This window comes from Vibrio sp. 1159 (assembly GCF_033340395.1).
Lineage (GTDB): Bacteria > Pseudomonadota > Gammaproteobacteria > Enterobacterales > Vibrionaceae > Vibrio > Vibrio alginolyticus.
In genome coordinates, this window is sequence record NZ_JAWOWL010000019.1 from 1 (window position 1) to 12,043 (window position 12,043).

Consider the following 12,043-nt stretch of genomic DNA (forward strand, 5'->3'; position numbering starts at 1 on the left):
TACGGCCAAGAGCAAGAAATCAACATCAGCGCAAAAGCGGGTGACGATATCGAAGAGCTTGCGACTTACATTAACGGTCAAACTGACCTAGTGAAAGCGTCAGTAGACCAAGACGGTAAACTGCAAATCTTCGCTGGCAACAACAAAGTTGAGGGCGAGGTCGAGTTTTCAGGTGGTCTATCTGGTGAACTAGGTTTGGGCGAAGGCAAAAAGGTAACGGTAGATACTATCGACGTAACCTCAGTTGGTGGCGCACAAGAATCTGTTGCTATCATCGATGCGGCACTGAAATACGTAGACAGCCACCGCGCAGAGCTGGGTGCATTCCAGAACCGTTTCAACCACGCAATCAGCAACTTGGACAACATTAACGAGAACGTGAATGCGTCGAAGAGCCGTATCAAAGATACTGACTTCGCGAAAGAAACAACGGCAATGACCAAATCACAAATTCTATCGCAAGCGTCAAGCTCAATCCTTGCGCAAGCGAAACAAGCGCCTAACTCAGCGCTAAGTCTGCTAGGTTAATCTATTTAACAAAGCAAGAAACCAAAGCCAGGCTCATCCCTGGCTTTTTGCTTATTGGCTATAACGATTCAGATGTGTCCTGACATTATGTTCGATAAGGCATTCATATCGATTAGATGATCTCTTTAAATTCCAATGTTTCTGCGATGGTGGCGCAGAGACACCTGAGTCAAGCAGCTGCGCAAAATGTTGAGTCACAACGCAACCTAACTTCGGGGTTTCGAATCAACTCGGCGAGCGATGATGCGGCAGGTTTACAGATATCGAATACTCTCCATGTACAAACGAGAGGGCTTGATGTCGCCTTAAGAAATGCACACGACGCTTTTTCTGTTGCTCAAACAGCGGAGGGAGCATTGCACGAAAGCAGTGACATATTGCAACGCTTACGCTCTCTGGGGCTTCAAGCAGCAAACGGCAGTTATGACTCAAGTGATCGGCAAAGTATTCAATATGAGGTCGTAGCGCTGCAAGATGAGCTTGATCGTGTCGCGATCACGACAACATTTGCGGATAAAAACCTGTTTGATGGATCTTACGGTTCACAAAGTTTCCATATTGGCGCGAACGCTAATTCAATCTCTTTGACGTTACGTAACATGCGTAGCCATATCCCAGAGATGGGAGGGCAGCATTATGTTGGTGATGCGATCGATAAAGATTGGCGAGTCACTAAAGATAACCAAACCCTAAAAGTCGAATACCAAGACAGTAAAGGGCAAACCCAAACGGAATCCATTGGACTCAAATTGGGTGACCGTATAGAACAGGTCGCCACTTACATCAATGCTCAACAATCGATAGTGAATGCTTCAGTAACGGAAAACAACGAACTGCAATTCTTCGCTTCTACGATGAAGGCGCCAGAGGGTGTGGTTCTCGATGGGAGTTTAGCGGATGAGCTTGATGTGAGCGCTGGTCAATTAGTCACAATGGATGACATTGATATGTCGACGGCAGGTAAGGCTCAGCTTTCAGTTGGGGTGATTGATGCAGCAATTAAGTACGTTGATTCGCACCGAAGTGAAATTGGCAGCTTTCAGAACCGTGTAAACGGCTCGATGGATAACTTAAATACTGTGAATCGGAGTGTTACAGAATCCAAGAGTCGAATAAGAGATACAGACTTCGCAAGAGAATCTACGGAAATGGTGCGTTCTCAAGTGCTCCAAGATGCGACAACAGCGTTATTGGCTCAGGCAAAGCAAAGGCCGAGTTCGGCACTTGGATTACTTAGCTGAGCGGATTTCATTGATGTAAGTCGATTAGAAACAAAATTTCAGGTAATAAAAAACGCTGCCAATGGCAGCGTTTTTTCGTGTTCGATTAAGTAAAAATTACTTAGTTACACGTAGAACTGGAGTTTCACCAACAGTTACAGAACCAGAAAGCTTGTTTAGCTCTTTGATTTCGTCCATGTTAGAGATAACAACTGGAGTTAGCGTTGACTTCGCTTTCTCTTCTAGAAGAGCTAGATCGAATTCAATTACAGTGTCGCCAGCTTTAACAGTTTGACCTTCTTCAGCGATACGCGTGAAGCCTTCGCCTTTTAGTTCAACTGTGTCGATACCGAAGTGAACGAAAAGCTCAACACCGTCGTCAGACTCGATAGAGAACGCGTGATTAGTTTCGAAGATCTTACCGATAGTACCGTTTACAGGAGCTACCATTTTGTTGCCTGCTGGCTTGATAGCAATACCGTCACCAACGATTTTCTCAGCGAAAACAACATCTGGCACGTCTTCGATGTTTACAATCTCACCAGAAAGTGGCGCGATGATTTCGATAGCACCAGCGTCAGCGCTGTCATCAGATACAAGCTTCTTAAGTTTGTCAAACAGACCCATTGTGTCATGCTCCTAAGGTTTGGTTTTATTCTGTCGAATTATAGTATACCAATATAGCTCATTAGACGACTTTTTTCGCCGTCTAATGGCCATTAAGTATTGAATTACTTGGTACTACCGATTACTGAGCTTTCTCAGCAATAAACTTTTCTACCACGGCTTCGATTTCTTCTGCTGTCGGTAGAGAAAGGGCTTCTTCAGCCATTGCTTTCACTTCTGCGAAGTTAGAGTTACGAACTACTTTCTTCACTTTAGGGATTGAAATGCCGCTCATTGAGAACTCGTCCAGACCCATACCTAGAAGTAGAAGTGTTGCACGCTCGTCACCTGCAAGTTCACCACACATACCAGTCCATTTACCTTCTGCGTGAGAAGCGTCGATAACTTGCTTGATCACTGTAAGTACAGCTGGTGATAGTGGGTTGTATAGGTGAGAAATCATCTCGTTACCACGGTCAACCGCTAGCGTGTACTGAGTTAGGTCGTTTGTACCGATAGAGAAGAAAGACACTTCCTTCGCTAAGTGGTGTGCGATCGCAGCAGCAGCAGGAGTTTCAACCATAACACCGATTTCGATGTTTTCGTCGAACGCGTGGCCTTCAGCGCGTAGCTCTTCTTTGTACTCTTCGATCGCTTTCTTAAGCTCACGGATTTCTTCGACAGAGATGATCATTGGGAACATGATACGCAGTTTGCCGTGTGCAGAAGCACGTAGAATGCCACGTAGCTGATCACGAAGGATTTCACGACGATCTAGACTGATACGTACAGCGCGCCAGCCTAGGAATGGGTTCATCTCTTTTGGAAGATCCATGTATGGGAGATCTTTATCGCCGCCGATATCCATAGTACGGATGATCACCGCTTGACCGTCCATTGCTTCCGCAACTTCTTTGTACGCTTGGTACTGTTCTTCTTCAGTTGGCAGCGCAGTACGATCCATAAATAGGAATTCAGTACGGTACAGACCAACACCTTCACCGCCGTTACGAAGGATACCGTCACAGTCTTTCACTGTACCGATGTTACCGCAAACTTCTACACGGTGACCGTCAGTCGTTTCTGCGTGTAGGTCTTTCAGTTTCGCTAGCTCTTCTTTTTCAGCTAGGAATGCTGCTTTAACCGCTTTCGCTTCTTCTAGCTCAGCTTCTGATGGGTTAACAACAATCTTGTTGTTCATTGCGTCAAGAATCAGCATGTCGCCATTCTTAACTTTCTTCGTGATGTCGTTAGTACCAACGATAGCTGGAAGCTCAAGTGAGCGAGCCATGATTGAAGTGTGAGATGTACGACCGCCGATGTCACAAGCAAAACCAAGCACGTAGTCTAGGTTAATTTGTGCAGTTTCAGATGGCGTTAGGTCGTAAGCAACAAGAATTACTTCTTCGTTGATATCGCTAAGCGAAACAATGTTGATGCCTAGTGCGTTCTTAACAAAACGAGAACCGATATCGCGGATGTCAGTTGCACGCTCTTTTAAGTATTCGTCGTCTAGAGACTCAAGAGCACATGCTTGCTCTTCGATCACTGAGTGGATAGCGTGATCAGCAGTCATCTTGTCGTTTTTGATAAGTGCTAGGATTTCCTCTTCTAGCTCTTCGTCTTCAAGAAGCATGATGTGACCTTCAAAGATCGCTTCTTTTTCTTCGCCAAACGTTTCAAGCGCTTTTTGCTTGATAGTTTCTAGCTGAGCTGCAGATTTGTTACGAGCGTCAAAGAAACGCTGAACTTCAGCTTCTACTTGATCGTCAGAAATAGTGTTTGTGTTTAGGACAATTTCATCTTCTTGAAGTAGTAGTGCTTTACCGATTGCAATACCAGGAGATGCTAGGATGCCTGAAATCATAGCCTTACCTTAAGTTTGGTCAACTTTATAAAACGGGAGAATAATGGGTGCGCTAACGAATAGTTTTAGCTTAGTTTTGAGCCTATTTCCAACGAAGCCATTTTGCTTTCACAAAATGGCTTCTGGAGTAGGAGACCGGATTAGTGTAGTTGGTCCATTAGAGCAACTAGGTGGTCAACTGCTTGCTGAGCTTGTGGGCCTTCAGCAGAAATAGTAACTTGAGTACCTTTTACTAGGCCTAGTGTTTGTAGTTTGAACAGGCTCTTAGCGCTAGCGCTTTTACCGTTAGAAGTCACAGTGATGTCTGCGTCGAATGCTTTTGCTTCTTTAACAAACTGTGCAGCTGGACGAGTGTGAAGGCCGTTTTCTGCTGTGATTTCTACTTGCTTCTCGTACATGTGATATACCCCAATAAATGTATTTTTTTGTTAGTTTGTGACCAGATTTTAGCTTAACTGCTTTACATCTTGTGCGCTAGCACGGGAAGAGTTCAAAGCGCGTCAGTTCTGATACTAGTCAAAAGTTTGGTAACTACGCAACTGTTTGCGTGCGTAATCACTTTGAAACCTTTTTGTGTTCTGCTTCTTTATTTTGAAGCTAGAAATAAAACACCCTGATATTACCAAAGGTAGGGCAGGGATCAACAAAAAAGCCCCTAAACGGGGCTTTTTTAAACTAAAAATTGATTTGAACACATATTATTGTTGGTTCTCTTTTTCGGTAAAGATACCTGCAAAGAGTGCTGTACTTAGGTAACGCTCACCGGAACTTGGCAAGACAGTTACAATTGTTTTTCCTTCAAATTCAGGTAGTTCCGCAAGTCGGTTCGCTGCAACAACCGCTGCGCCAGATGAGATACCAGCTAGGATACCTTCCTCTTCCATTAGGCGACGAGCCATCTCAATCGCTTCTTCTGAGGTAACTTGCTCAACACGGTCAATAATGTCTAAATCGAGGTTACCAGGGATGAAACCAGCACCGATACCTTGAATTTTGTGTGGGGCAGGTTGGATTTCTTCGCCAGCAAGTGCTTGTGCAATAACCGGAGACTCTGCTGGCTCAACTGCAACAGAAGTGATGGCTTTGCCTTTTTCACCTTTGATGTAACGGCTTGTACCTGTGATAGTACCGCCCGTACCAACACCAGCAACGAATACGTCGATTTCACCGTCTGTCGCTTCCCAAATCTCAGGGCCCGTAGTCTTTTCGTGGATTTCTGGGTTCGCTGGGTTGTCAAATTGTTGAAGAAGTAGGTACTTCTCAGGGTTGCTTGCTACGATTTCTTCTGCTTTAGCAATCGCCCCTTTCATGCCTTTCGCCGCTTCAGTCAGCTCAAGGTTCGCGCCTAGTGCTTTTAGTAGCTTACGGCGTTCTAGGCTCATTGATTCAGGCATGGTCAATGTTAGCTTGTAACCGCGAGCAGCCGCTACGAATGCTAGAGCAACACCTGTGTTGCCACTGGTAGGTTCTACAAGCTCTACACCTGGCTTAAGAAGGCCCGCTTTCTCTGCTTCCCAAATCATGTTTGCACCGATACGGCACTTAACACTGAAGCTAGGGTTACGCGCTTCAATTTTCGCGAGAACTTTGCCTTTACTTACTTTGTTTAGACGAACGAGAGGTGTATTACCAATAGTAAGAGAGTTATCTTCGTAGATTTTGCTCATAGTGATGTTCCTTCATTACACGTTGTGTGAATATGGATAGAAGAATATGCGGTATGAAAAAAAGGGAAAAGGATTAAAAAGTTATATCTTATTAGGTTGGCCCAGAACTTGATAAAAGAAAAGGGAAAAGCTGGCGCTGATCCCTTTCCTTAATCTCTAATCGACTATCGTTGGTGCTTAAACTCCGCGACCCACATAGCGGTTGCACCACATATTGCTACAGGCATGACAATGAGGTTCAAAATTGGGATCGTCGTAAATACAGACACCAATACCCCAAAGCCATAGGCCTTACCTTGCTTTTGTTTCAATTTGTAACGCATGTCGTTAAATGGGATTTTGTGGTTATCAAACGGGTAGTCACAATATTGAATCGCGAGCATCCAGGCGGTAAAGATAAACCATAAAAATGGGCCTACTGTTTGTCCAAGGGCAGGGATGAGCAATAACAGGAATAGGCCTATTGCTTTAGGTAAAATGTAAAGGAGCTTTCTCCACTCACGAGCTAAAACGCGAGGAACATCTTTCAGGACGGCAGTGAAACCATCATCATTTACTTTTTGTCCCGTTAAGTACTCTTCCACTTTTTCAGCCAAGAGGCCATTGAATGGCGCGGCGATAAAGTTCGCGAGCGTGCTGAAAAAATAGGAGAAGGTAGCGAGTATCGTCAGAGCGAGTAAAGGCCAAAGAATGTAAGTTAACCAGGATAAAAACTCAGGCAGCTGCCCAATCCAGCCTTCTATCCATATATTAAGGTTTGAAAATAGATAGAAGATGGCACCACCTACAAGCAAGATATTTGCAAGTAGAGGTAAGATGACAAAGCGCCTGATTTTAGGGGCAAGTGCCAATTGTATCCCGTATAGAAAATAACCGAACCCGGTTCTCTGCTGATTGTTTTGCTTCATGTCTATTTTGGCTTCGTGTAAATGAAAACTCATTGTACCTGTGAGGACTTTTCTTTCAATGCCCTGACAAATGACGTCTTGTTAAGTGGAATCGTGGCAAGAATCACAACAAAAAACGGAACTTCTTGCATTAAGTTGTTCTAAATCTACATATAGTTTTGGTAAAGTAAACGTATCATTCAGATTTATTGCACTTGGGTTGCTGCTCAAGGAACTGCGAGTAGTAAAAACAAGTATATTGAGAGTAAATAATGCAGGAATTGCGATTCGTACTCATTGTTGTTGGCGCATTAGCCATCGCGGCATTACTGTTTCATGGTTTATGGAGCAGTAAAAAAGAAGGCAAAGCAAAGTTTGGTAACAAGCCACTTGGTAAGCTGGATGTTAACCAAGAAGACAAAAATGATCTTGTTGAGAAAGAACGAGACTTCGCTCCCGCTCCTGAAGATGACTTTGAGATCATTCGCAAAGATCGCAAAGAACCAGATTTTGGGATGGCGAGCTCTTTCGACAACAAGTTTGAATCTGACCCGTTATTCGGTGGTCCATCTGAAGTCAAACAGACGCAGCAGGAGCCGGATGACATCCCTTCATTTGTTGCAGAAAAAGATAAAGAAGAGGACGTTGAGCCTGTTGTTCAAGCAACAGTAGCTGAAGAGCCATTCCAGCCCGCTGTGGAAGAAGACGCTATTCCCGCCGCGTTTGATATTACGGAGAAAGAACAGCAAGTCGAAACGGTTAGTGAGCCTGTCGTTGCAGAGCCTAAGGAAGAGCCAAAGCCAGAACCTGAAATGCAAGTGATTGTATTGAATGTGCACTGTGCTGGTGAAGAGCCATTTGTTGGTACTGCTTTATTTGAAAGTATGCAACAAAACGGTCTAATTTATGGCGAGATGGATATTTTCCACCGTCATGTCGACTTGTCCGGTAACGGCAAAGTGCTGTTTAGCGTCGCTAATATGATGCACCCTGGTACGTTTGAGCATGCTGATCCTGCTGAGTTTACAACGAAGGGTATTTCATTCTTCATGACATTGCCTTGTTATGGCGAGGCTGAACAGAACTTCAACTTAATGCTCCGAACTGCGCAGCAAATTGCTGATGATTTAGGTGGTAACGTACTTGATGACCAGCGCAACTTAATGACGCCAGATCGTTTAGCATCTTATCGACGTCAAATAGTTGAGTTTAATGCCGCTAACGCATAATCTTAACAGCAAATAATAATAGGGCTCCGGATGGAGCCCTTTTTCTTGAATTTCCCAACCTCACCGATTGAAAATACACGGGGCTTTACTATGTCTGAATCAGTACTTCAGCGACTAGAAGAACTAAAAGAGTCGTTGCATTACCACGCTGTGCGTTACTACGTGGAAGATAACCCAGAGATCCCTGATGCCGAGTACGACCGTTTAATGCGAGAGTTACTGGATATTGAAGCTGAGAACCCTGACTTAATAACCGTAGACTCGCCAAGCCAACGTGTCGGTGGACAACCTCTCTCTGCGTTTAGCCAAGTGACACATGAAGTACCGATGCTTTCGCTTGATAACGCGTTTGATGATAGTGAACTTGATAGTTTCCACAAGCGCGCGCAAGAGCGCGTGGGAAGCCTGAGTGTGAAAGAATACTGTTGTGAGCCTAAATTGGATGGACTCGCCGTAAGTTTGTTATATGAGAATGGCGTTTTAGTTCAGGCGGCCACTCGAGGCGATGGTACTACGGGTGAAAACATCACAGAGAATGTGCGTACGATTAAAGCCATTCCTTTAAAACTCAGGGGTAATGACTGGCCAAATCGTCTTGAAGTTCGTGGTGAAGTCTTTATGCCGAAAGCTGGGTTTGAAAAGCTCAATGAATTAGCAAGGAAGAAAGGCGAGAAAATCTTTGTTAATCCACGTAACGCTGCGGCAGGTAGCTTACGACAATTGGATTCACGTATTACGGCTTCTCGTCCGCTTAGCTTCTATGCATACAGTGTAGGCGTGGTGCAAGGCGCAGAATTGGCAGCAAGTCATTACGAACGCTTTTTGCAAATCAAATCTTGGGGGCTGCCAATGTGTCCGGAAACTAAGCGAGTTGAAAGCTTGGCGGATGTAAAAGCTTACTACCAAGATATATTGCAGCGTCGTGATGCCCTCCCTTATGAGATCGATGGTGTCGTTATTAAAATTGACGATATTGCCGTGCAAGAGCGTCTGGGGTTTGTTGCTCGCGCTCCACGTTGGGCGATTGCCTACAAATTCCCAGCTCAGGAAGAAATGACGACACTGAATGAAGTGGAGTTCCAAGTCGGTCGCACTGGTGCGATTACACCTGTTGCTAAACTAGAGCCTGTATTTGTTGGTGGGGTAACGGTAAGTAATGCGACGCTTCATAACGCAGATGAGATAGAACGTCTGCAAGTCAAGATTGGTGATCACGTTGTGATCCGCCGTGCTGGCGATGTTATTCCGCAAGTCGTTTCTGTCATCAAAGAGCGTCGACCAGAAACAGCTCGAGATATTGTTTTCCCAACTCAGTGTCCTGTTTGTGGTTCGCATGTTGAGCGGATCGAAGGAGAAGCGGTAACACGTTGTATGGGGGGCTTAGTTTGCCAAGCCCAACGCAAACAAGCGCTAAAACACTTTGTTTCTCGTAAAGCGTTAGACGTTGACGGTTTAGGCGATAAAGTGATCGAGCAGCTTGTTGACCGTGAGATGGTGAAAACTCCTGCTGACTTATTTAAGTTATCTGCGGGGGTTTTAACCGTACTAGATCGCATGGGGCCAAAGTCTGCGCAGAATATTGTGAATGCGTTAGAAAAATCCAAAGAAACGACTTTACCTCGGTTTTTGTATTCACTGGGGATCCGTGAAGTTGGCGAGGCAACCGCAGCAAACTTAGCAATGCACTTTAAAACGTTGGGAGCGATCCAAAATGCTACCGAAGAGCAGTTGATTGAAGTGCAAGACATCGGTGCTGTGGTTGCTCAACATATTACGACTTTCTTTAGTGAAGAACAGAACCAAGCGGTGGTTAAAGATTTGCTTGAACAAGGGATCCACTGGCCAGAGATTAATACTACTGAGCAGGTGGGGGAATTACCATTAGAAGGTAAAACAGTAGTATTAACGGGAACACTTTCTCAACTGGGGCGTACAGAAGCCAAAGAAGCCCTCCAAGCACTGGGGGCTAAAGTGACGGGTAGTGTTTCTAAGAAAACCGATATTTTGTTTGCTGGTGAAAATGCAGGTTCGAAGCTCGCAAAGGCACAAGAACTGGGTATCGAAATTAAAACAGAACAAGACTTACTCGAATTGATGAATTAAGTCTTCTCAAAAAAGCTAAAAAATAACTAAAAGCCCCGTATGGTAAGCATGCGGGGCTTTTTCTTGTTCATAATTAAGTGTTTTTTTATTGAGTAATTGATGCCTTTGTTCTTTTCAGTGATCAAGATCGAACCTTGGGTTATTGGTTTTTTTGGCTTTTTTAGTCTGCGAGTGACTTCAAGTTGATACTTTCAGGCTAAATTTAAATGTTTGATTTTAAATGATATTTTGTTGAGTTGTGTTGGTGTTGTTAAAAATAAGATCTGGATCAATAAGTTATATGGAACTTTGGAGTGGCTCATATTTTTTTAGAAAAAAAATAAGTTCCATTTGGATGTTTTTAGCTGCGAAGTTAGTCTTAATCACGTGGATACACGGTGTGTATGCAGGAACTAAAAAAAGCCAAATTAGAAATAATGAGGTTTGATCAGGAATTTACTTCTCTCCTTCGGCGGCCAACTAAAGGTGAGATAGAAAAATACAGCTATATCCATTTTTAGGAGTTTTTCCATGGACAAATTTTTTAAGGTTTCAGCGTTAACCGCAGCAATGTTTGGTGTTGTTGCTGTCGCTCCAGCTACAGCGTCTACTGAAAGTGCAGCAGGTGGCGAGTACGTAGAGAAAGTGAACGAATTTATGCAAGACTCAAGTCTGAATGCATTATTCATAGTTGATACTCGTTCACGAACTCGTACAACAGGTAAGCCCGGCGGTGAAAATGGTGACCGTTGGAGTCGTCTAAACTACTCTTCTTACAACGCAATTTTAGACTTCACTTCTGGCTACCACGATGGTTGGGTGGGCGCAGATGTTGCGGCTTACTACTCTGGCGATCTTTACAACGATAGTCTTTACAATTCAAACGAAGGCTACCTATGTAACGAAATCTCAACTTGTAACAACCTAGACTGGGGTGCAGGTGATGGTCAGCAGCTTAAAGTTTACAAAGCAGCGCTGAAATTCAAAGCAAACGAAAACTTTAATGCTCGTTTCGGTATGTTACAGGCTGGTGGTAACGGTACAATCGGTAACGTTTGGAGCTTTGTACCTGGTACTTACCGTGGTTTCGAACTAAACGCTAAACTTGGTGATTTCAACCTAAGCTACTTTGGCGCAGACCAATTTACAGCACCTTGGCTGCTTCACGAAGATGATTACGCACCAGCGCTTTGGTCTGACACTTCATGGAGCTACCTACACTCTCTAGGCCTAAACGGTAACCTAACTGACAGCTTGTTTATGCAACTTGGTTTGGGTCAAGCTACTGGCGTTCAATATGCAAATGGTGTTGACTGGGGTGCAGGTCAAGTAACTAGCTACCACAACGAGACTGATAACACATCTTACAAAGCGTATTTGAAGTACACAGTGAGCGATCGTACAACTCTAGCATTTGATTTCTACGGTGTTGATGACGATGTGAAATACGATGGTCTAGGTTTCCACACTGGTCTGTCTTTGAATCAATCTTTCGGCAAGCTAGCTTGGATGTCTGAGTTGCGCTACACAGACACAGATAACCGTGCGGACTTCGTTCCTCGTACTATTCATACATATGGTATGAACAATGGTACTTGGTCTCAGTGGTGGGACGCGCTGTCTGACTGGAACAAAGCGGGTGAGCTAGCATGGTACAACCGTCTATCTTACAACCAAGGTAACGGCTGGAACTACTACCTAGGCTTTGGTTACGGTACTGGCGCTGACTCTGCAGCAAGCGGAGCATCAGGTGACTGGGATTACGAAAGCGAATACGCAGTTAACGCAACAGTATCTTACTCACTACAAAGTGGCGCGCTTAAAGGTTCTACCATTCGTTTACACGGTACAATCCTAGAACGTGATGAGTACGCAGGTGCTGGCGATGCGGATGAAACAGACTTACGTCTACAAGTTCTTATCCCTTACAGCTTCCACTAATACTTAATTAGATAAT

10 protein-coding genes are annotated in these 12,043 nt (G+C 44.3%); 5 read left to right on the forward strand and 5 right to left on the reverse strand.

The window, feature by feature from the left end; translation table 11 throughout:
- A partial coding sequence (locus tag R7127_RS15245; protein WP_206946719.1) for a flagellin occupies window positions 1-528 on the forward strand: 528 nt, incomplete at its 5' end.
- A 116-nt stretch (window positions 529-644) separates the two neighbouring features.
- Window positions 645-1,769 carry a flagellin gene (locus R7127_RS15250; protein ID WP_033906927.1) on the forward strand — a complete coding sequence of 375 codons (1,125 nt, stop codon included), beginning with the start codon at window positions 645-647 and terminating at the stop codon, window positions 1,767-1,769.
- A 96-nt stretch (window positions 1,770-1,865) separates the two neighbouring features.
- Here the strand turns inward: R7127_RS15250 and crr are convergent, their stop codons facing one another.
- The 5 genes from crr to cysZ all read right to left on the reverse strand — a co-directional run bounded on the left by crr (window position 1,866) and on the right by cysZ (window position 6,796).
- Window positions 1,866-2,375: a PTS glucose transporter subunit IIA gene (gene crr / locus R7127_RS15255; RefSeq protein WP_005382041.1), complete on the reverse strand. Its 510-nt coding sequence runs from the start codon at window positions 2,373-2,375 to the stop codon at window positions 1,866-1,868.
- Between the two features lie 121 nt (window positions 2,376-2,496).
- On the reverse strand, window positions 2,497-4,221 hold the full coding sequence (gene ptsI / locus R7127_RS15260; protein WP_033906926.1) for a phosphoenolpyruvate-protein phosphotransferase PtsI: 1,725 nt from the start codon (window positions 4,219-4,221) through the stop codon (window positions 2,497-2,499).
- A 140-nt stretch (window positions 4,222-4,361) separates the two neighbouring features.
- Window positions 4,362-4,619 carry an HPr family phosphocarrier protein gene (locus R7127_RS15265; protein ID WP_005382043.1) on the reverse strand — a complete coding sequence of 86 codons (258 nt, stop codon included), beginning with the start codon at window positions 4,617-4,619 and terminating at the stop codon, window positions 4,362-4,364.
- A 300-nt stretch (window positions 4,620-4,919) separates the two neighbouring features.
- Complete coding sequence (gene cysK, locus R7127_RS15270; RefSeq protein ID WP_005382045.1) at window positions 4,920-5,888, reverse strand: cysteine synthase A; 969 nt, start codon at window positions 5,886-5,888, stop codon at window positions 4,920-4,922.
- A gap of 164 nt (window positions 5,889-6,052) precedes the next feature.
- Window positions 6,053-6,796, reverse strand: coding sequence for a sulfate transporter CysZ (gene cysZ, locus R7127_RS15275; protein WP_025998633.1), 744 nt, complete (start codon window positions 6,794-6,796; stop codon window positions 6,053-6,055).
- Between the two features lie 251 nt (window positions 6,797-7,047).
- On the opposite strand from cysZ, the gene zipA reads away from it, so the two are divergent.
- From zipA to R7127_RS15290, 3 genes are all read left to right on the forward strand, one after another.
- Window positions 7,048-8,004, forward strand: coding sequence for a cell division protein ZipA (gene zipA, locus R7127_RS15280; RefSeq protein ID WP_005382051.1), 957 nt, complete (start codon window positions 7,048-7,050; stop codon window positions 8,002-8,004).
- A 90-nt stretch (window positions 8,005-8,094) separates the two neighbouring features.
- Window positions 8,095-10,107, forward strand: a complete 2,013-nt coding sequence (gene ligA / locus R7127_RS15285) for an NAD-dependent DNA ligase LigA (protein ID WP_033906925.1) — start codon at window positions 8,095-8,097, stop codon at window positions 10,105-10,107.
- Between the two features lie 510 nt (window positions 10,108-10,617).
- Window positions 10,618-12,027 carry a hypothetical protein gene (locus tag R7127_RS15290; RefSeq protein ID WP_005382055.1) on the forward strand — a complete coding sequence of 470 codons (1,410 nt, stop codon included), beginning with the start codon at window positions 10,618-10,620 and terminating at the stop codon, window positions 12,025-12,027.
- Window positions 12,028-12,043 lie beyond the last annotated feature (16 nt).

Coding starts and splice junctions, on each gene's coding strand:
- R7127_RS15265 (WP_005382043.1), bottom strand. CDS start 4,619: ATGTACGAGAAGCAAGTAGAAATCACAGCAGAAAACGGCCTTCACACT.
- ligA (WP_033906925.1), top strand. CDS start 8,095: ATGTCTGAATCAGTACTTCAGCGACTAGAAGAACTAAAAGAGTCGTTG.
- crr (WP_005382041.1), bottom strand. CDS start 2,375: ATGGGTCTGTTTGACAAACTTAAGAAGCTTGTATCTGATGACAGCGCT.
- R7127_RS15290 (WP_005382055.1), top strand. CDS start 10,618: ATGGACAAATTTTTTAAGGTTTCAGCGTTAACCGCAGCAATGTTTGGT.
- R7127_RS15250 (WP_033906927.1), top strand. CDS start 645: ATGATCTCTTTAAATTCCAATGTTTCTGCGATGGTGGCGCAGAGACAC.
- ptsI (WP_033906926.1), bottom strand. CDS start 4,221: ATGATTTCAGGCATCCTAGCATCTCCTGGTATTGCAATCGGTAAAGCA.
- zipA (WP_005382051.1), top strand. CDS start 7,048: ATGCAGGAATTGCGATTCGTACTCATTGTTGTTGGCGCATTAGCCATC.
- cysK (WP_005382045.1), bottom strand. CDS start 5,888: ATGAGCAAAATCTACGAAGATAACTCTCTTACTATTGGTAATACACCT.
- cysZ (WP_025998633.1), bottom strand. CDS start 6,796: ATGAAGCAAAACAATCAGCAGAGAACCGGGTTCGGTTATTTTCTATAC.